This window comes from Candidatus Flexicrinis affinis (genome assembly GCA_016716525.1).
In the GTDB taxonomy this organism is placed as follows: Bacteria; Chloroflexota; Anaerolineae; order Aggregatilineales; family Phototrophicaceae; genus Flexicrinis; species Flexicrinis affinis.
The window spans coordinates 532,536-551,630 of the sequence record JADJWE010000001.1; the positions used below are offsets into that span (position 1 = coordinate 532,536).

The following is a 19,095-nucleotide window of genomic DNA, read 5'->3' on the forward strand; positions in this document are numbered from 1 at the left end:
AGACCCATGCACATCGCGATCTTCGTTTATGGCACGTGGGGCGATATCCGGCCGCACGTCGTGTTGGGAACGGCGCTTCAGAAAGCGGGTCATGAGGTTCAAGTCGTCGCGTCGACGGGCTACGAAACGTGGGTGCGCGAGCGTGGGTTGGGCTTCTATCCCTTGACGACCGACGTCAACACCTTCACTCGAGAGAACGCGGCGCTCATGGATGCGGGCGTTGTGCGGCAGCTTCAAACCCTGCGAACGCGCATTGCGCCGATCTTCATGCAGATGGGACTCGAAGTGATGGAAGCGACCCGCGAATCCAACGTGCTGTTGACGGTCGAGTTCGGTCTCTCGCTCCTGTTCGACGTGGTGAAGGCCAACAACCTGAAGCCGATCTTCATCAACCCGGCACCGATCAACCCGACGCGCGCGTCGAATACTGTTCTGCCTGCTCGGCCGGGGTGGTTCCCCTTTGAGGGGTGGTACAACCGCTTCGGCTATACGGTGCTGCGGCAGTCGGCATGGCGGTCACTTGGCGGGGCGCGAAACGCGCTGGCGAAACAGCTCGGACTGCCGAAAAGCGGCTACCGGGACTTCCGCGCCCTAGTCGATACCGCGCCTGCGCTGACGACCGTAAGCCGGCACATCTTCCAGCGTCCGTCGGATTGGGGCGATCACTGGCAGGTGACCGGATTTCTCTTCGATGACGATCCGGATTGGACGCCGCCGGCGGACTTGGTCGACTTTCTGGCGGCGGGCGAAGCGCCGGTGTATGTCGGGTTCGGCAGTATGCCGGACGCCAACCCGGAAGCCACCACGCGAACCATCCTGAGCGCCGTGCGGCAAGCAGGCAAACGGGCCGTGATCCTCACCGGGTGGGCCGGCCTCGGCACGGAGGATGTGCCGGAAGACGTCTACATCCTCAAGTATGCGCCGCATCACTGGCTGTTTCCGAAGATGTCGGCGGTCGTCCATCACGGCGGCTCGGGCACGACTGCGTCTGGAATGCGTGCGGGTGTGCCCACGGTTATCGTGCCGCATGTCGGCGATCAAGGGTTCTGGGGAAGGACGGTCAAGGCTCATGGTGTCGGCACCGCGCCGATCCCGCGCAAGAAGCTGACCTCCGACAACTTGGCGGCGGCGATCACGGAATCGACCACGAGCCGCACTCTACAGGCGAACGCGCTGGCGCTCGGCGAGAAGATCCAGAGGGAGGATGCCCTTGCAGACGCGGTATCGTGGATGGAGCGATTCCTTACTTAGCGGCTGATTACGCAGACCCGGAAACGACCAAGGCTATGAAACGAACACGCAAGGTAGACCGCCGCCTTTGGCATCAAGGGTGGATCTCGCCATGATCGCGATTGAACGCCTTCCCGAGTCGTGGATGCGATTCGGAATCATAATCCTGTGCATCATCGGTGTTGTGATGCTGCTTATCGGCATACCCATCCGTTATGAGGCGCTGATGCAGGTGTGCGACGGACCGGAGTGCGCGCGTCGCGTACTGACCACCGGCGACCTAGCCGCAGTGGCCGACATGGGATGGACACAGCAGGGGTACGCGCTGTTCCAGCTCGCGACTGAACTCACGTATCTCGCGGTGATGGGGCCGCTGGCGGTCTTCCTGTTCCGCCGGCGCGATTCGCCGCAGCGCCACATGCCTGTGCTCACCGCCTACATCCTCGTGGCGCTGGCGACGATACTTATGCCGGAGATCACGCTGGCGTTGGCGCGGTCGGGCAACGGATGGTACCTCCTGTATCAGGTCGTCAAGTCCGTGGCGATGCTCGGGTTCTTCCTGTTTCTTTTTACATTCCCGGATGGTCGGTTTGTACCCGGGCGGCTGCGCTGGATGCTCGTGGTCCCGGCCGTAAGCGCCGGCATCTGGCTCGTTACGGGACTGCCGGAGTGGGATCAGGCCGAACGCACCGGAATCATGCTCACAATGGCCGTCTTGTGGACGGGCGTGATCGCGCAGATCTACCGCTACCGCACGACCTCATCGCAGGAAGCGCGCCAGCAAACGAAGTGGCTGCTCTTCGGTCTCCTCCTGGTAGTCATCGTGAACTTTGTATGGGTCATCGCGTTTCAATTCCTCCCACAAGGCGAGGACGATGCCGCTGGATCCCGGGTACTGTTCAATACCCTCGGCTTTCTCGTCCTGATGACCGGCCCGCTGTCGATCGCCATGGCGCTCACGTTCGGCATCCTGCGCTACCGACTGTGGGACATCGACCTCCTCATCAACCGCACGCTGGTCTATGCGCTGTTGACCGTCGTCGTGGTCGTGCTGTACGCCGCCGTCGTCACCGTGCTGAGTCAGGTGACACGCGGCGACAACACGCTGCCAGCGTTCGCCGCCGCTGGCGCGATTGCCGTGAGCTTTCATACTATTCGGGAACGGATTCAGCGTGCGATCAACCGGCTCATGTTCGGTCAGCGCGACGAACCACAAGCCGTGCTGCTTGAACTCTCAAACCAACTTCGAGCCGCCGTGCTGCCCAAAGACTTGCTGGAGTCCAGTGTCAACACCGTCGCGCGCACGCTGCGCGTCCCGTATGTGGCCATTGCCACTCAGCGCGGCGAGGCGCACAGCATGCAAACGGCGTTCGGACAAGATCGGACGCCGAAGCACGCGTTTCCGCTGATCCACCAGAATGAAGTCGTCGGTGAACTCGTGGTCGGTCAGCGTTCGCCCGGCGAACCGCTCAACCGCGCGGATCGGGCTGTTCTGGAGGGGATTGCCCAGCAGTTGGGCGCGGTCGTCTATGCGGTACGCCTGCAAGCCGACCTGCAAGCCGCCCGCGAGCGTCTCGTGCTCACCCGTGAGGAGGAACGCCGTCGAATCCGGCGCGACCTGCACGATGGATTAGGCCCGGCACTCGCCAGCCTGCCGCTCAAGATCGACGCGGCGATCGACCTGATGGAACAGGAGCGTCCTACCTCGGTGCGCTTGCTGGACGACGTCAAGCGTCAGTCGCAGCAGCTTGTCGCCGACGTTCGGAGTGTGGTGCACGATCTCCGCCCGCCGTCGCTTGACGAATTGGGGCTGGTCGAAGCGCTGCGCGCCGGGCTCGCACAGCTCGGTGCTCAAAGCGGCGGCCCGACCTTCAGCCTCGACGCTGATCGCTTGCCCGACGTCCTATCGGCAGCCGCCGAAGTCGCGACGTATCGGATTGCGCTCGAAGCCGCGACCAATGCGCTCAAACACGCAAACGCCAGACACTGTTGGATTACCTTGGGCGTGACGGGCGCAAACAGACTCGCGATCACGATCGAAGATGACGGGATCGGCATGCCGGCGACGATCGTACCGAACGTCGGACTGCGATCGATGCGTGAGCGGGCCGAGGAACTTGGCGGCACGTTCCAGATCGAGGCGGGCGGGCGCGGCGGGACCCGCATCGCTGGGACGATTCCCCTCCCGGAAAGGAATCATGCGCCATGAGTGCGCAACCGATTCGCCTGATAATCGTGGACGACCATACGCTCTTTCGCGAAGGACTTCAGGCGATATTCCTCACGGCAAGCGACATCGAAGTCGTCGGCGTAGCGGCCAGCGGCGAGGCCGCGGTGGAGCAGGCCGGTAATCTGAGGCCCGATGTCGTGCTGATGGACATTCAGATGGGGGGCATGAACGGCATCGAAGCCACACGGCGGATTCTGTCTGATCTACCGGATGTCAAAGTGGTCATGTTGACGATGCTCGAGGACAGCGAGTCGCTCATGGCGGCGATGGCCGCTGGCGCCGTGAGCTATGTGCTCAAAGGGGCAGACAAAGCCGAGGTCTTCCGTACGATCCGTTCTGCCGCAGCGGGAGAAGTCTTGTTCGGGCCGGCCATCGCGCGCCGTGTGACGGACTACTTTCGCAGTCTGAACAGCGTATCGCGGCGTGGCGATTCGCCGCCGGTTCCGTTTCCCGAACTCTCCGAGCGCGAACTCGAGGTGCTGGACCTCATCGCACGTGGGCTGAACAACCATGAAATCGCCTCGGCGCTCTATGTCACGGTCAAGACGGTCAGCAACCACATCTCGAATATCTTCAGCAAGCTGCACGTCGCAGACCGCGCACAGGCGATCGTCAAGGCACGGAACGCCGGACTGGGCGGGGAAAACGCGCGATGAACGATGACGAGCTTTGGAAGCCCGATCGCGTCGAAGCCCTCTATCAACGCTTGGCCGATACCGTCCGCGCACGCATGGAAGGCACGATCCGCCGGGAGTCTGAAGAGGATATGTGCATGTTCGATACCTTGTTTGAAGACGTTCTGCGTAACGAGAACGTCGGCCTGAGCCGCGCCGAACGCGAACGCCTCTATCTTCTCCTTCTCAATACGCTGTAATGGGGCAGCTGCCCTTGCTTACCCTACTGGCAATCGGATCGCGCGGCGACGTACAGCCGATCGTCGCGCTTGGGCGCGGGCTGCTTGATGCCGGATATCGAGTTCGCGTCGTCACGCTCGAGAGCTTCGAACCGATGGTGCGCGGGCAGGGGCTGGACTTCTTCCCGATCCCGGGCGACGCCGAAGCATTGACGCGCGAGATGATGGTCAATCAGATGCAGGGCAAGGGACTTCGTCTTCTGACCATGTTCCGCGGGATCATGCGCACGTTCGGCGCGTTGGCATCGCAGTACGAGCGCACGTTTGCGTCCCCTGACTTGCGTGACTCTACGGCGATTCTGAGCCAACTGCCGGGCGGCCTCTATGGCTACGACCTCGCCGAAAGTCTGGGCGTGCCGTATATCGCGCTGTCGGTGATCCCTCAGGAAATAACCGGGGCATGGCCGCTTGCGCTGCTGCCGATGCAGGCGTCCTTTGGCGCGTGGTACAACCGCCTGACGTATCGCCTCGGACAGCAGCTTGCGTGGCACCCGTTCCGGCGGTCCATCAATCGCTTTCGCCGTACACTCGGGCTGCCGCCGGCGTCCTTCTGGTGGGGCAATATGCGCCGTATGAGTTGCGAGCGAGTGCCGGTGGTGCAAGGATTTAGCGCGCACGTCATTCCTCAGCAGCCGGACTGGGGCAGTCACGTTCATACTACGGGCTACTGGACGCTGGACGAACACGACTGGCAGCCGTCGAAAGAATTGCTCGCCTTTCTGGAGTCGGGTAATGCTCCCGTGTTCATTGGATTCGGAAGCATGCCGGTCGCGGATCCGCAAAAGACCACCGCGCTGATCTTGGACGCGCTGGCGCGCTCCGGGCAGCGTGGCGTCCTCCATGCCGGTTGGGCGAATCTCGGTACGGCAGCCTTGCCTGACACGGTGTTTGGGCTTTCCTACGCCCCCTACGCGTGGCTCTTTCCGCGCATGGCGGCCATCGTGCATCACGGCGGGTCCGGGACGACAGGTTTGGCGCTGCGATCGGGGTCGCCCTCGCTGGTGATCCCCTTCACCGCCGATCAGCCATTCTGGGGCCGGCGCACGTATGCACTTGGTGTCGGCCCGGCTCCGATTCCGATTGCGACACTCACCGCTGAGAATCTCGCAGCGGCCATCAGCGTGATGGTTCACGACAGTGCGATGAAAGCGCGCGCGATCGCGCTGCGAGACGCCATGTCGGGGGAAGATGGCGTTCAGTCTGCTGTGGACGTGATTCAAGCGGAGCTTTCCGAGCGCCGCACCATGCGCTGAGATCCTCAACGCCGCGGCAGGGTTCGGTGCCCGGCCTAGATGCCATTTCATCTCGTACTGGCGTGCCCCCGGGAAGAACCGGGTGTGAGCGCTTCAGCCGGACCTATCGCGAGGAAGTGCTAGACATGCATCTATTACACTCGCTCAAGGAGGTTCGCCAACTGACTGACTCATGAATCGCCCGTTACAATCACAACCGACCGGATGACGCACTCAATGGATTGCCCCTTGCTTGTTACGCCGCATCGGCCACGGTAGATTCCACTTCTGACCGGTTGCAAAGACGGGGTAGTGACCACCAGTCGTCCTTCGGGTAACTGGCGGGAATGCCCGGGCATGTTGGCGGGCGGCGGGCATCCGCAGCCCGCGTAGCGTTCGCTCCAATGGCTCTTTCCGAGCGAAGAAGCGCAAGGCTGTGTCCGTTGCCGTCGGTCAACGAACCGACAAAGGCCGCGGGCGCCTTCGACTCGGCGTGATGAGCCGCGCGATGTCCTGCAGATCGGCAGACAACTCTTGAATTGCGTCGGAGAGGTTCACACGAGATACTCCCCACTGAAGATCGAATGCTTGTATTTCAGCGGATTGTCACGCAATGACTCGAACTTACCCGCTTCGTCACCCTAAATCGATAGATCACCGAGGGTGCCGAACGACAACAGATCGTAGTGCTTGACCTATGGACGAAAACCTGAATCACTACCTGTCACGGTGGAAATTGTCCGATCCGCAGCTGCTGGCGCAGACCCCGACTAGCCACGTCTATACGGTCACCCGCGCGGGGGATACTCTCGTCCTGAAGCTGCTGACCGAATACGGCTGGGAAGAACAGCGCGGCGCGGCGGCGCTGCGTCATTACGATGGGCATGGGGCGGTGCGGCTGTATGCGGCGGATGAGCACGCCCAACTGCTCGAATATGCGAGTGGCGACGACCTGATTTCGCTGGTCGAGCGCGGCGATGATACGGGCGCGACGCGCATCATCGCGGAGGTGCTGAACCAGCTTCACGGTGTGGCACAGGGCAAGCCGGCTGATGGCGTCTTTCCGCTAAAAGACTGGTTTCGGTCGTTATTCGCCAGAGCGGCGTCGGAGGATAACTCGATTTTCGCGCGGGCAGTGCCGGTTGCCGAGCGTCTGCTCAACGCACCGCGCGACGTGCGCGTACTGCACGGCGACGTTCACCACGGCAACATTCGCCAGAGCGCGCGCGGTTGGCTCGCGTTCGACCCGAAGGGGCTGGTCGGCGAACGCACGTATGACTGTGCCAATACGCTCTGTAACCCGTTTCGCGGACAGCCGGGTTACGACCCGCTCGTTCACAATGAGCAGCGATTGCTGACCAACGCGGGTATTCTGGCGGACACGCTCGGCATTGAGTTTCGGCGCGTGCTTGCGTTCACGTATGCCTACGCGTGTTTGAGCGCGAGCTGGTCGCTGGACGCTCGCGCGGAATCGCATGCGCGATGGGCGTTGAATATTGCCCAGATTATCGAGCCGCACCTCGACTAGTCAACGTCAAGTAGCGGGTACCTCGGACGTACATCGCTGATGATTCACACTTGGCCCGAGGGCGCCGGGCCGCCTCACCCCGCGTCGCGTATGTTCCGGTGCCTCTCTCGGAGTGGAGAAAAGAGTGTCCGCGTTGGCTGCCATCGGTCAGCTCGCCGGTGAAGTCGTGGGGGACGCCAGCGGGCGATTGGCTGGGATACTCGCCGCTTGACGCGAGCTCTTGGCGGTCCTTAATGCGTTCGTGCACATTGAGTTGAAGCACGCCTACCATCGCGCGGCTTTGAGGCGTCGGACCGCTGATTCGCACATCCGGCACAAGGCGAAAACGGACTGTCCGCTGTAATGCCCGACGAGGGTATGACGTATCGCAGTCAGTCGACGCGCGCGGTTTTCTGCGGCAAGGCAATTACTCGAACGTCTCGCCCGATGGCCCCGCGAGTGCTCGCTTCAATGCGTCCATGTAGTGCGCCCGCATCCGATAACTCACTTCGGCATCGGGCGCCAGCCCTTCTGCTGCATGCGTGACCCGCGGGTACACGGCCAGTTCGGTGGGGACGTCAGCCGCCATCAGGCGCTGAGCGTAGGTAATGATCTCATCCCGGAACAGATCAAGGGTACCGACACGCAGGTAAGTCGGAGGCATGGCGCTGACATCTGTCGCGCGTGCCGCCGCGGCGTAGGGCGATACGTCCGTTCCATTGTGATTGCCGAGGTAGAGTCCCCAAGCGTACAAGGACACCTTGCGGTAGATCATCTCGGCGCTGGTGCAGGGATCGCTGAAGGGTTAGATACGAGAAACCCTCGGCTGCGATGATTTGCGTGTGCCGGCGTGACGCAACGTTTTGAGACATCGTCGCGTGGCCGTTTGGGCGTGTTGTGATCGGGCTGCTCCGCGCCTTACGGTACATCCGGGCGATTCAAGGTGCGCTGATTCGGATGCGTCATGCAGCACATGAATCCCAGTTGGACCCGGCACGCGCGCACAGCCGGTCGCCGCTTCGCGCATCGAAGATCGTCACAGGTAACTGAAGCGCGTTTCACACGCGATCGCAGAGCTGTGATCCACTTCATTGCGTACAACATACGGCTTGCTATACTCGCACGATGCTCGCGCCCATCGTCGCCACCAAGCTGTTCATTCCACCGCCGCGAGCGAAGGATGTCTTCCGTCACGATCTGATCCAGGTTATGGGCGGGGGGCAAGACCGAAAACTGACCTTGATCTCCGCTCCTGCCGGCTATGGCAAGACGACGCTGGCAAGCGCATGGATCGCTCAGAGCCAAATCAAGGTGGCTTGGTACTCGATCGATGTCGCGGACAACGATCCTGTACGATTCTGGGATTATGCTATCGCGGCGATCCGGACCGCGTTTCCGGGAACGGGCGAGCAGACGCTCACGCTCCTCCACGAACCGCAGCCGCTGCCGATCGAAACGATTCTATCGACGCTGATCAACGAGCTCTCGGCACTTCCTGATTCAGTTGCGTTGGTCCTCGACGATTATCACGTCATCCAATCGTCGGACGTTCATGACGGGCTCGCGTTTCTGGTCGAGCACATGCCGTCGCAGCTCCGGCTCGTGATGACGACCCGAATCGATCCCCCGCTTCCGCTCTCGCGCATGCGCGTTCGCGGCGACCTGCTCGAAATACGGAGCGCCGATTTGCGCTTTCCGCCACCGCAGATCGCGCACTTCTTCACGAATGTCATGGGGCTGACGCTCTCAGCTGAGGACATTGCGGCGCTGGATACGCGTGTCGAAGGGTGGATCGCCGGACTGCAGTTGGCCGGTCTCGCTTTGCAAGGGAAGAGCAACCCGGCGGAATTCATCGCTTCGTTTGCCGGGGATCATCACTATGTGCTGGACTATCTGGGCGACGAGCTCCTTGATCAGATGCCGGATGCAATGCAGCAGTTCTTGCTGCAAACCAGCGTCCTTGAGCGGATGAACGCCGAGCTTTGCAACACCATTCTCAACGTCGCAGACAGCCGGGCTGTGCTGGATCACCTAGAGCGCAACCACTTCTTCGTCGTCGCGCTTGACGACAAGCGTCAATGGTATCGCTACCATCGCCTGTTTGGGGACTTCCTTCGTCACCGACTGGGGTTGAAGTATCCGGACCGCGTGAACGAACTGCACCAAAGGGCTTCCCAGTGGTTTGAGCAGAACGGCCTTCTGTCGGAGGCCATTGACCATGCGCTCGCGGCGCGCGACCACAGCCGGGCGGCCGCGCTAATTCAGGGGATTGCCGAGCTGCTCATCTGGCAGCGTGCCGAGCACAATACGCTGCTTGGCTGGTTGAAGGCGCTGCCGGACAGCGTCCTTCAAAAATATCCGCGTCTCTGTCTGTATCACGCGTGGGTACTCTATCTGACAAACCAGATGAGCGCAGCCGAACAGCGCATCCGGGATGCCGAGACTGCGTTGAGTCTCACGCCCGGCAATCAGGATCCGACGACCGCGGGGATGTTGGCTGCAATCCACAGCACGTTGACCGCCGTGCGCCATCGGTTTCCGGCGACGCTCACGCTGGCCCGGCAAGCCTTGGAACTCCTGCCAGAAGAGGCGGTCAGTTGGCGCTGCATGGCGGCGATCAATCTGGGCGTGACATGTGCGTACATTGGAGACGTTCAGGAGGCGACGGACGTCCTCTCGTATGCGATGGAGCTGAGTCAGGAAGTCGGCAGCGCCTTCGCGATGGTGTCTGCATTCTGGCATCTATCGTCACTGCAGTTGTCGCAACTGACGCTGCGTGCCGCCGAGAAAACCTGCCAGCAGCTAGAGAATGCGGCCCGCCTGCCGGGGTTGCAGCGTTTCCCAACCGCTGGTTATATGGTGCTGTTGTTGGGAGAGATCCATATCGAGCGCAACGAGCTTGTCGCAGCAGAGAAGTATCTGCAGGAGAGCGCTGAACAGATCAATCCGGAAAGCTTCCCGATGGCGCTGCTGCGGGCTTACGTGGGACTGTCGCGCCTCAAGACGCTGCAAGGCGATCTGGTAGGTGCGGGGGAGTTCTGGGAACTTGCGGAGCAGCTGGAACGGATGAGCAAGCTGCAAGGGCGCTCGACACAGCTCTCGATTGCGCGGGCGCGCCGGTTGCTTGAGCAGGGCGATTATTCCGCGCTCGACAAATGGGCGGCGGAAAACCAGTTGGGAGCCGATGACGCGATCGGTTACGACCGCGAAGGCTACTATCTGATGCTGGCGCGGTTGTATAGCGCCGTTGGGACGAAGATTGACAGCGCGCTTCATCTTCTGGAGCGACTGGTCAAGCAGGCCGAGGGCAGTCGACGTGCCGGAAGCATGATCCGCGCGCTTGTCTTGCAGGCTGTTGCGTACGATATCGCCAACGACCGTCAGAGCGCGGTGGAGTCGCTCGTGCGCGCATTGGTGCTTGCAGAACCCGACCAACCAGTTCGTGTCTTCGTCGATGAAGGACCATCTGTCGCACGGCTGTTGGAGGCGGTTATCGATTTGCAGCGGAACGGGCGTCTTCAGCCGTCTGTCTCGACCGATTACATATCGCGGTTGCTTGCGGCGACGGCGAAACGAAGCCAGCCACCAGCAGTGTCCCGTCGTCCGGTGGGGCACGTGCACGACGCGCTCAGCCTGCGCGAGGTGGAAGTGCTGCGCTTGCTGGCGGACGGACTAGACAGTAACGAAGTTGCGGAACGTCTCGTAATCGCTGTTGACACGGCGCGCAAACACATCAAGAACATTTACAGCAAGCTGGGCGTGCACAGTCGTTGGGAAGCCCTAAAGCACGCCGAAACGCACAGGTTGCTCTAGCGAAATACCCAACGTGGGGTATGACACTACCCCACGCCAGCGCGTACCCTGAGGTTGTTCAACTCGAATTGTTGTCCAATCGCAGGAGGCACTGCAATGGCGATCGAACCCATCTCTACACAACAACGCAATCCCGTCAACGCGGGCAGTCATGACGCCCCCGGCGCACGCGCAGCGCAGGCCGAGGCTCCTCAGACGGCGGTGCAAAAGCGGCGTCCATTTCGCTGGCTCGCCAGGCTTATGGTCGTTGTGCTGGGTCTGATCGCGGTCGGAACCGTCTACGAAGCTTTGGCAGAGCGTGCCGACATCGGCGCCTATCCTCCGCCGGGCCAGATGGTCGACGTCGGCGGATTCCGCATGCACATCCGCTGTATCGGCGCTGGCAGTCCGACGGTCGTCATCGACGCGGGCTTGGGCGATTGGTCCCTCGCATGGAGTGTGGTGCAGGCGCAGGAGGCGGCGACCACACGGGTTTGTGCGTACGATCGCGCCGGCATGGGGTACAGCGAAGCCGGTCCTCTGCCGCGCAGCGCGGAGCAGATCGCCGCCGAACTGCATACCTTGCTGGAGCGGGCCGGCGTCGCGGGACCTTACGTGATGGTCGGTCACTCGTTGGGCGGGTTGCCCGTGCGTGTCTTTGTCCACACGTATCCAGCTGACGTCGCCGGCGTCGTGCTGATCGAATCGATGAGCCCTCGACAGATGGCCGAGCCGTCGGATGCGGCCGCACGTGAGGCTGTAGGAACCTCCGGCGGGAGCGCCGTTCCGTCGCTGCTGGCGCGCATCGGATTGGTGCGGTTGCTGGCCGACCCCTTCGGTTTTGTACGCGATCTACAGCCCGAGGCACGAGCTGCATTTATCGCTTTCTCTGTAACTCCGCGATCGGTCCAGGCGTGGGCAGACGAAGGCGCAGCGCTGCCGATGAGCCTTGCACAGGCGGGTTCGGTGACGTCCTTCGGGGACCTGCCGTTGACCGTCCTGACCGGGAGGCTAAACCAGCAGACGGGCTGGCAAGCGATGCAGGCTGAGTTGCTTCAGTTGTCGCCGAACAGCCAGCAGATCGTTGTGGAAAACAGCGGACACAACATCCAGATGGATCAACCCGAGGCCGCCGTCGAGGCGATTGTCAACATGGTCTCGCGGGTTCGATAACCGCTCGCAAGACCGCGGCGTGCGCGAGGCAAGGTATAGAGTGCTGTGCCTCGCGCACTCTCCTCCAACATCTGACCGCCCGAATACGACAACATACACGAGGTGTGCAATGGCACTGGCAACATGGTGGGCTTCTGATCCCCTGCTCCAACTCGCTCCGCTACCGGGCTTTCAGGTCGCGCTGGCCGGCGATGACGAACACTTGGCCGCCCTCAATCGCATTTCCGTAGCGAACGTGAAGCAGCGCCGGCGCGCCGGTCACGTTCCGTATCTGGGGGTGGTGGGTACAACGGCGGTGACCTATGGCTGGATGGCGACACGCGAGGCCTCCATCGGCGAGCTGGACCTCACGTTCTCCGTCGCCCCGGGCGATCGCTATCTATGGGACTTCGCCACCCTGTCCGACTGGCAAGGACACGGGTTGTACCCGCGGCTGTTGAACGCGATCGTGCAGATGGAGCATGCCGAACGGTTCTGGATTCTTCATGCCCCGGAGAACCTGCCATCGGGGGCGGGAATCAAGAAAGCGGGCTTTCAGGCGGTAGGGCAGCTTTCGTTCCAACGCGACAACAGCCTCGGACTGATTCCGCTAGGCGACCCCGACCGCGCACGCATCGGTGCGGCCGTGCTGGGTGTCCCGCTGATTGCGACGAGCTTGAGCCCGTGCTGGCGCTGTGTCGAACGCGTGGTCTGCACATGTCAACGCGATCCCGAACGCTGCTCGTGTGCGGTTCAGGTCCGATCTTTCCCCACGACAATACCCAACGTGGGGTATGACACTACCCCATCTCCCCGACTACCGTAGGGATAGTCACAACGCAGACGATCGCGACGACCCCATTCACAGCAGTTAGATGGACGAGGCAGCGATGTCCCACCCGAAACGCGTCTACACTTTGCTCGGTGTCCTGATCCTCACGGGCATCCTGTCCGTCACTGCACCTGCGACCACGGCATCCGCGGAGAGCTTTCCGCTGCAGCAGGTTGATCGAGACAGCATCGATGCCTATGTTCGATCCAGAATGCAGGCCGCCAACATTCCCGGTCTGGCACTGGGTGTGGTGCGCGGCGACGAGATCGTCTACTTGCAGGGATACGGTATTGCCGGCGCGGATGGGCGACCGGTGACCGGACAGACTCCGTTCATCCTCGGTTCGACCACGAAGTCGTTCACGGCACTGGCTGTAATGCAGCTGGTCGAAGCTGGCCGAATTGACCTCGATACACCCGTTACCGCGTATTTGCCGTGGTTTCGTACGAAGGATGCATCAGCGTCAGCCCAGATCACCGTGCGCAATCTCCTGCATCAGGATAGTGGGCTGCCTGAGTTGGAAGGTCGTCAGGGCCTTGGGCGCAACGACCAGAGCGATACGGCGCTGGAGGACGGTGTACGCGAATTGTCCGGCGTGACGCTCCGCCACCCCGCCGGTCAGCACTACGAATACTCAAACCTGAACTACAACATCCTGGGCCTGATCGTGCAGACCGTGTCAGGGATGTCGTACGAGGAGTACATCGACTCTGCGATCTTCGCGCCGCTCCAGATGAGCCACAGCGCGGCGTCACCGACACATCCAGTCGCAGCGGGCCTCGCCACGGGTTATCGCTACTGGCTCTTCTGGCCGGTTGCGTTTGATGCGCCGTATCCACGCCACATGACTCCATCGGGCTTTCTGATGTCGTCGGCAGAAGACATGGCCCACTATTTGATCGCGCAGCTGAACGGCGGGGTGTACGGCGATGAGCAGGTACTGACTCGGCAAGGAATCGAGACACTCCATACTCCGGGTGCGCGGATCGGCGCTGAGAGTTCGTACGGCATGGGGTGGGTGGTTGAGGGGCAGCCCGGATCGACCAGACTGTGGCACAACGGGGACGTCAGCAACTTCCACTCCAATCTGCTGCTGCTGCCTGAACAGCACCTCGGGATCGTCGTGTTGGTTAACATTGGCGGCTTTCTCAACAGCAGCGCCATCAACATTCCGATCGAAGGCATAGCCGAAATCCTTGTCGGCAGCGGCCTGACCGCACGCACGAATCCGCCGGTGTCGGTCATCTCGCAGACGGTCATGCTGGCAGTGCTACTCGTCCCTGCACTCTGGGTCGCTGGATCCTACGCCTCGGTACGACGCTGGCAGCGCAATGGCGATCTGCCTCCACGTGGCCCGCGTCGTTTCTGGCAGTTCTATCTGCCGCTGACCATCGACGTGCTTCTCGCTGTATTCGCCTGGTTCGTCGTGCCGGCCCAGTTTGACGCGTCGATGGAGACCGTCGCGCTGTTCGCCCCTGACGCGTTTGCCGTCATCGCGATCGTGACCGTCGTGTCGATTGGCTGGGCAGTGGCGCGCACCGTCCTGACTCTTCATCCGCGGCGTTCGGGAGGTTATGCATCCGGCTGAACAACGAGCGCAACCCTATCGAACGAATTGTGAAGTCAGTCCGGAGTAGCTCAGCACATGTTGAGCAGCATAGAAGGTGGGCGAGTGCCATGTTCGTGAAGATCAGAATCAGAGGTCGCTTGAGGCAGGAGTGGTCGGATTGGCTCGAAGGGCTGGACGTCTCGCCTCAGGCCAACGGTGAAACGGTCTTGAAAGGATCCCTCACCGATCAGACGGCGCTGCTCGGACTGCTGAACCGCATTCACGGCCTCAATCTTCAGCTCATCGCCTTGACGATCTCGGAGCACGCGCCAGCGAACCACCGATGATCAATCACCACCCGTTAACCAGCAAACATAACCCAATTCAGGACAATGCTCACGAGGAGGAGCAAACAATGAACAACACAATGAAAGCCATGGTCTACAACCGCTACGGATCTCCGTCGAATGTCCTTCATCTTACGGAGGTCGCAAAGCCAACCCCGGTAGACAACGAAGTCCTGATCAAGGTCTACGCGACATCGGTCAATTCCGCTCAACTGCATCTCATCAGAGCCGATCCGTTCCTGGTCCGCATGAGCACCGGGATGCTCAAGCCAACCAAGACCATCCCCGGTGCCGACGTTGCCGGGCGGGTTGAGGCAGTCGGCAAGGATGTCAAGCGATTCAAGCCGGGCGATGAGGTCTTTGGCGACTTATCGAGCTGCGGCTGGGGAGCGTATGCCGAATACGTGTGTGCGGACGAAGGCGCGCTGATGCTGAAGCCTGCCAACATGACCTTCGCGCAGGCCGCTGCGGTGCCTCTGGCGGCTGTTACGGCGCTGCAAGGCCTGCGCAAGGGTCAGATCAAGGCGGGTCAGAAGGTCCTTGTCGTTGGCGCATCTGGCGGGGTGGGGTCGTATGCCGTGCAGATCGCCAAGGCTCTGGGCGCAGAGGTCACGGGCGTTGCCAGCACGAAGAAGCTGGACATGCTTCGCACGCTAGGCGCGGACCATGTCGTCGACTACTCGCAGGAGGATGTTACCCGCAGTGGCCAGCAGTTCGATCTGATTTTCGATGCCGCGGCTTTTCGTCCCTTCTCGGCGTATCAGCGTATCCTGAGCCCCATGGGGATCTACGTCTTCGCCGGGGGATCTACGTCCGGCATGTTCCGTACGATGCTGTTTGGGTCGATGCGCTCGAAGAGTGACGGTCAGCAGTTCGTGACCTTGAGGGCCGGCCCCAACCTGACCGATCTGGAGTTCGTGAAGGATCTCCTTGAAGCGGGCAAGGTCATCCCGTTCATTGATCGGTGTGTCCCGTTGAGCGAAGCAGCAGCGGCGTTGACCTATGTCGAAGATCGTCAGGTGCGGGGCAAGGTCGTCATCTCCATTGCGCAGGATCGGGACAATTAGCCCGGTTACAGGCAAGTCGTCGGAGAGAGGGTTACAGGCAAGGTGTTTCGCGAAGAGACACCTTGCTTGATTCTGATCGACAGCCAAAGTACAGAAACGGCGACTGTTTCAGTGTGCGCTCTGTTTCATAAGGCGTCGATGCGCATACGTGCCATCGCTCACTGTGCGCTGCCACACTAAAGACTTTGTGTTGCCTTGGTGCAGGTCTATACTTGATGTATCTCCGTCCCAATTATCGCCACCAAGCTCTATCTCCATCCGGCAGGGCGCAATCTCGTTCCCCGTGTGCGCCTCATCGAACGGCTCGATGCGGGCCTCCAGCGCAAACTGACGCTGATCTCCGCCCCGGCCGGGTTCGGCAAGACCACTTTACTGAGCGAGTGGCTCGCTCACATCGGAGTTTTCGCCGCTTGCCTTTTACTCGATGAAGGCGACAACGACCCTGCACGCTGGCTGCGTTACCTTATCGCCGCTCTGCAGCGTCCCGTCGAACACCCCGCGCACGCTCCCCAGCCCGTCGTGCAGCATCCAGTCCCACGAGGCGTCCGGGTTGCGCTGGGCGAACATCCCCAGCGGACCGTGCATGTAGTGGGTGACGTCCGACCCTGCCTTCGCCCCGATCACCGCCGGCAGCCCGCGCTGCACGTCCAGCACGTGGCGCGTTGTCGATCCGCTGGCCGTATGCGCGATGCGCCGAACATCGAGCGCATGTCATGTCCGTTCACGGCTTTGCGGGAGTCAACGCGCCCTCACGCTCGTAATTGACGATCAGGACTCCGCGTGGCGATACACTGCTCTCCGTGACCTCAAACGCCGCCGGAACGGTGCCGTCGGCAAATAGTCGCTTGCCGCTGCCTAACGTCAGCGGATAGATCTTGAGCCAGAACGCGTCGACCAGGTTATGCTTGATGAGGGTCTGAAGCAGGTTTCCGCTCCCGTAAACGTGAAGATTCGGCCCGGATTGATCCTTCAGCCTCGCCACGTGTTGTGCAATGTCGCCGCTGAGGAACACGGACGGTTGCCACGTATGAGAGAACATGGTGTTCGAGGCAACGTACTTGGTCGCTGTGTTGACCCCAGGCCATAGGTTCGAATGTTTCGGCCAGTAGGGCGCCCAGATGTCAAACGTCTTGCGCCCAATTAGGAGATCGAACGGCATGTTCATCTCCCGGCGTATGACCGCTCCCAGCATGTCGTCGGCATAGGGGCCGACCCACCCGCCATACGCGAAGCCACCGCTGGTGTCCTCCTCCGCTGCGCCCATCGACTGCATAACACCATCCAGGGAGACATGGGAGATTGCGATAACGCTTCTCATGACCGGGCTCCTTCGACAGCCGTTAAACCGGCGTCCAGCATAGCACGTGCGTTCGATGACTGGGAAGGTCTCGGCTTCGACGCCAGACACCGCGCGCGCAGATACACCAGCCTGTTGCCACCGGTCAGCTCACCGGTGAAGTCGCAGTATAGCTTTTATTCCCAATCGACGACGTGCAGCACTTCATCGGTCCAGTACATCAGGCGTGTTCCGTCTCTACTGACTATGGCACGACCGAAACACGTGGGCATCTCGAGTTGTCCGACAGGCGTTGACGCGGGACAGTAGGCGTTGTGTGCGCCATTCGCGTACTTGCAGGATATCACTGAGCGATGGGGCACCAGCGATCAGCAAGGGCAGAAAAGCAAAGACCGCCAGCAATTCTAGCGGTCTCGGCTCAGGAAGCCGTTCGGATAACTTCCTTTCGTGCGGGAGGGACAGGATTCGAACCTGCGAACCGGGTATAAGCCGGTTAACCGCTTAGCAGGCGGCCCCATTCGACCACTCTGGCACCCCCCCAAGATTTGGGACTTGCGGTCTGGCTAAAGGCGGAGGGAGTGGGATTCGAACCCACGGTAGCGCGGTGCGCTACGTTGGTTTTCAAGACCAATGCCTTAAACCACTCGGCCATCCCTCCATCCAGGCAGATCGGCCAAGCGTGAGCAGTTTAGCACAGCCTCACAGGCGGGTCAATGGGGCCTCGCGTGGCGTCCGCGTGATGGGGGTACAATAGAGGCGCTCGTGCCGCGCTTGATCCGGATGCTATCGTGGACGCTCTGCTGCTAATCGCCATTCTCCTGTATCTCATGTTCGTCATTTACGCCGCCAATCAGGTGCAGGCCGGCGTGTGGGAACCCAACATCATCCGCCTCTGTTTGATGTCGTTGGTTGGCCTGTTGTTCATCCTGGCGCCGTGCAGTCTTCAGGCGTTGATCCTCAGCAGCGATCCGGCTCTTGCCGGGCAGTTCACGCCGGTCAGCCTTCCCCATGCGCTGTTCGTCGCGGTATTCGCGGGTGGCGCTGCCTTGTTCTCGTATCAGCTCGTCCAGCGCCCAGAGCTGCGCGTGTTCGTTTCACGGTACGTCAAGCAGTTCAACCCCGACTCACCGGTACACTTGACGGCGATCGTCATGTGCCTGCTGGCACTGTCGGCCGTCGCGTTCGAGTTCATGCTCGCCGGTGGAGTCTCCGGCATTGCCGACTCCTACGCGCAGTCGGAAATCTCGCTGTGGTCGAGTGTTCTGGAGACGGCCTTGTTGACGGCAGCAGCGTTTCTCGGGGTAGGTTTCGCCATACGACGTGGCGGGTTGCCGTCGCTGGAACGGCTTGGGCTGCGCATCCCGACGCAGAACGACGCGATTGCCGGCGTGGCGTTAGGCATCGCGCTGTACGGTGTCTCGGCCATTTTCAGCGCGGTGTGGATCACCTTAAGCGACCCGCAGACGTTCGCGGAGCAAACGCGGGCGACGCAGGAAATCAACAGCCAGCTTGCGTCACTGCCGGTCGCAATTCTGGTCGGCGGCGGTGCAGCCATTGGCGAGGAGATCTTCATCCGCGGTGCCCTTCAGCCCATCTTCGGCCTCTGGCTGACGAGTGCATTCTTCGCCTTGCTGCACAGCCAATACCTGCTGACTCCCACGCTTGCGCTGGTGTTTGTGCTCGGGTTATCGTTCGGCAGGTTGCGTCAACTTCAAAGCACGACCGCGGCGGTCATTGCGCACTTCGTCTATAACGTGATCCCATTTGTGCTGTTCGCGTTTCAAGGGGGAATGAGTTGATCCGTACGTTCATCGTCGCGGCGGCGCTGTGGGTGGTCGCTGGCAGTGTCGCCGCACAGCCGGGGTCGCCGCTGGACCTGCCGACGGCTGTTCCGATCACGTTGACCCCGACAGAGACAGCGTCGCCCCCCAGCACCGCCACCCTAAC

16 protein-coding genes and 2 tRNA genes are annotated in these 19,095 nt (G+C 61.4%); 13 read left to right on the forward strand and 5 right to left on the reverse strand.

Features of this window, described 5'->3' with window-relative positions:
• Nucleotides 1–6: 6 nt before the first annotated feature.
• The 6 genes from IPM16_02055 (at nt 7) to IPM16_02080 (ending at nt 7,133) form a co-directional block, all read left to right on the forward strand.
• The gene (locus tag IPM16_02055) at nt 7–1,251 is read left to right on the forward strand and encodes a glycosyltransferase family 1 protein (GenBank protein MBK9121896.1); all 1,245 of its coding nucleotides are present in this window, start codon (nt 7–9) and stop codon (nt 1,249–1,251) included.
• Nucleotides 1,252–1,342: 91 nt separating this feature from the next.
• The gene (locus IPM16_02060; protein MBK9121897.1) at nt 1,343–3,439 is read left to right on the forward strand and encodes a GAF domain-containing sensor histidine kinase; all 2,097 of its coding nucleotides are present in this window, start codon (nt 1,343–1,345) and stop codon (nt 3,437–3,439) included.
• On the forward strand, nt 3,436–4,116 hold the full coding sequence (locus IPM16_02065; GenBank protein ID MBK9121898.1) for a response regulator transcription factor: 681 nt from the start codon (nt 3,436–3,438) through the stop codon (nt 4,114–4,116). Before IPM16_02060 ends, IPM16_02065 begins: the two co-directional genes overlap by 4 nt.
• On the forward strand, nt 4,113–4,334 hold the full coding sequence (locus IPM16_02070) for a hypothetical protein (GenBank protein MBK9121899.1): 222 nt from the start codon (nt 4,113–4,115) through the stop codon (nt 4,332–4,334). The genes IPM16_02065 and IPM16_02070 overlap by 4 nt, the downstream gene beginning before the upstream one ends.
• Before the next feature lie 14 nt (nt 4,335–4,348).
• Entirely contained in the window at nt 4,349–5,626 is a 1,278-nt protein-coding gene (locus IPM16_02075; protein ID MBK9121900.1) for a glycosyltransferase family 1 protein, read from the forward strand.
• Nucleotides 5,627–6,302: 676 nt separating this feature from the next.
• Nucleotides 6,303–7,133: a 3'-kinase gene (locus IPM16_02080; protein ID MBK9121901.1), complete on the forward strand. Its 831-nt coding sequence runs from the start codon at nt 6,303–6,305 to the stop codon at nt 7,131–7,133.
• Nucleotides 7,134–7,539: 406 nt separating this feature from the next.
• Here the strand turns inward: IPM16_02080 and IPM16_02085 are convergent, their stop codons facing one another.
• Nucleotides 7,540–7,887: an alpha/beta hydrolase fold domain-containing protein gene (locus IPM16_02085; GenBank protein ID MBK9121902.1), complete on the reverse strand. Its 348-nt coding sequence runs from the start codon at nt 7,885–7,887 to the stop codon at nt 7,540–7,542.
• A 350-nt stretch (nt 7,888–8,237) separates the two neighbouring features.
• Between IPM16_02085 and IPM16_02090 the strand changes: the two genes are divergently transcribed.
• The 6 genes from IPM16_02090 (at nt 8,238) to IPM16_02115 (ending at nt 15,851) form a co-directional block, all read left to right on the forward strand.
• Nucleotides 8,238–10,925: a hypothetical protein gene (locus tag IPM16_02090; GenBank protein MBK9121903.1), complete on the forward strand. Its 2,688-nt coding sequence runs from the start codon at nt 8,238–8,240 to the stop codon at nt 10,923–10,925.
• Between the two features lie 96 nt (nt 10,926–11,021).
• A complete protein-coding gene (locus IPM16_02095) occupies nt 11,022–12,077 on the forward strand; it encodes an alpha/beta hydrolase (protein ID MBK9121904.1) in 1,056 nt (351 codons plus the stop codon).
• Between the two features lie 109 nt (nt 12,078–12,186).
• Complete coding sequence (locus tag IPM16_02100) at nt 12,187–12,882, forward strand: GNAT family N-acetyltransferase (GenBank protein ID MBK9121905.1); 696 nt, start codon at nt 12,187–12,189, stop codon at nt 12,880–12,882.
• A gap of 64 nt (nt 12,883–12,946) precedes the next feature.
• Nucleotides 12,947–14,476: a serine hydrolase gene (locus IPM16_02105; protein ID MBK9121906.1), complete on the forward strand. Its 1,530-nt coding sequence runs from the start codon at nt 12,947–12,949 to the stop codon at nt 14,474–14,476.
• A gap of 89 nt (nt 14,477–14,565) precedes the next feature.
• A complete protein-coding gene (locus IPM16_02110) occupies nt 14,566–14,784 on the forward strand; it encodes a hypothetical protein (GenBank protein ID MBK9121907.1) in 219 nt (72 codons plus the stop codon).
• An 80-nt stretch (nt 14,785–14,864) separates the two neighbouring features.
• Nucleotides 14,865–15,851: an NAD(P)-dependent alcohol dehydrogenase gene (locus tag IPM16_02115; protein MBK9121908.1), complete on the forward strand. Its 987-nt coding sequence runs from the start codon at nt 14,865–14,867 to the stop codon at nt 15,849–15,851.
• A gap of 417 nt (nt 15,852–16,268) precedes the next feature.
• Here IPM16_02115 and IPM16_02120 read toward each other — a convergent pair whose 3' ends face one another.
• The 4 genes from IPM16_02120 to IPM16_02135 form a co-directional block, all read right to left on the reverse strand.
• The gene (locus IPM16_02120) at nt 16,269–16,505 is read right to left on the reverse strand and encodes a hypothetical protein (protein ID MBK9121909.1); all 237 of its coding nucleotides are present in this window, start codon (nt 16,503–16,505) and stop codon (nt 16,269–16,271) included.
• 67 nt (nt 16,506–16,572) lie between these two features.
• Nucleotides 16,573–17,169 (reverse strand): dihydrofolate reductase family protein, encoded by a 597-nt coding sequence (locus IPM16_02125; protein MBK9121910.1) that lies wholly within the window; start codon nt 17,167–17,169, stop codon nt 16,573–16,575.
• Between the two features lie 429 nt (nt 17,170–17,598).
• A tRNA-Ser gene (locus tag IPM16_02130) sits at nt 17,599–17,688 on the reverse strand.
• A gap of 30 nt (nt 17,689–17,718) precedes the next feature.
• Nucleotides 17,719–17,806, reverse strand: a tRNA-Ser gene (locus IPM16_02135).
• 130 nt (nt 17,807–17,936) lie between these two features.
• On the opposite strand from IPM16_02135, the gene IPM16_02140 reads away from it, so the two are divergent.
• On the forward strand, nt 17,937–18,947 hold the full coding sequence (locus tag IPM16_02140; protein ID MBK9121911.1) for a CPBP family intramembrane metalloprotease: 1,011 nt from the start codon (nt 17,937–17,939) through the stop codon (nt 18,945–18,947).
• The last annotated feature ends 148 nt before the right edge of the window (nt 18,948–19,095 follow it).

Bases quoted from the DNA above. Each gene is read 5' to 3' on its own strand.
- IPM16_02055 (MBK9121896.1), top strand. From the start codon at position 7: ATGCACATCGCGATCTTCGTTTATGGCACGTGGGGCGATATCCGGCCG.
- IPM16_02060 (MBK9121897.1), top strand. From the start codon at position 1,343: ATGATCGCGATTGAACGCCTTCCCGAGTCGTGGATGCGATTCGGAATC.
- IPM16_02065 (MBK9121898.1), top strand. From the start codon at position 3,436: ATGAGTGCGCAACCGATTCGCCTGATAATCGTGGACGACCATACGCTC.
- IPM16_02070 (MBK9121899.1), top strand. From the start codon at position 4,113: ATGAACGATGACGAGCTTTGGAAGCCCGATCGCGTCGAAGCCCTCTAT.
- IPM16_02080 (MBK9121901.1), top strand. From the start codon at position 6,303: ATGGACGAAAACCTGAATCACTACCTGTCACGGTGGAAATTGTCCGAT.
- IPM16_02085 (MBK9121902.1), bottom strand. From the start codon at position 7,887: ATGATCTACCGCAAGGTGTCCTTGTACGCTTGGGGACTCTACCTCGGC.
- IPM16_02090 (MBK9121903.1), top strand. From the start codon at position 8,238: ATGCTCGCGCCCATCGTCGCCACCAAGCTGTTCATTCCACCGCCGCGA.
- IPM16_02095 (MBK9121904.1), top strand. From the start codon at position 11,022: ATGGCGATCGAACCCATCTCTACACAACAACGCAATCCCGTCAACGCG.
- IPM16_02100 (MBK9121905.1), top strand. From the start codon at position 12,187: ATGGCACTGGCAACATGGTGGGCTTCTGATCCCCTGCTCCAACTCGCT.
- IPM16_02105 (MBK9121906.1), top strand. From the start codon at position 12,947: ATGTCCCACCCGAAACGCGTCTACACTTTGCTCGGTGTCCTGATCCTC.
- IPM16_02110 (MBK9121907.1), top strand. From the start codon at position 14,566: ATGTTCGTGAAGATCAGAATCAGAGGTCGCTTGAGGCAGGAGTGGTCG.
- IPM16_02115 (MBK9121908.1), top strand. From the start codon at position 14,865: ATGAAAGCCATGGTCTACAACCGCTACGGATCTCCGTCGAATGTCCTT.
- IPM16_02125 (MBK9121910.1), bottom strand. From the start codon at position 17,169: ATGAGAAGCGTTATCGCAATCTCCCATGTCTCCCTGGATGGTGTTATG.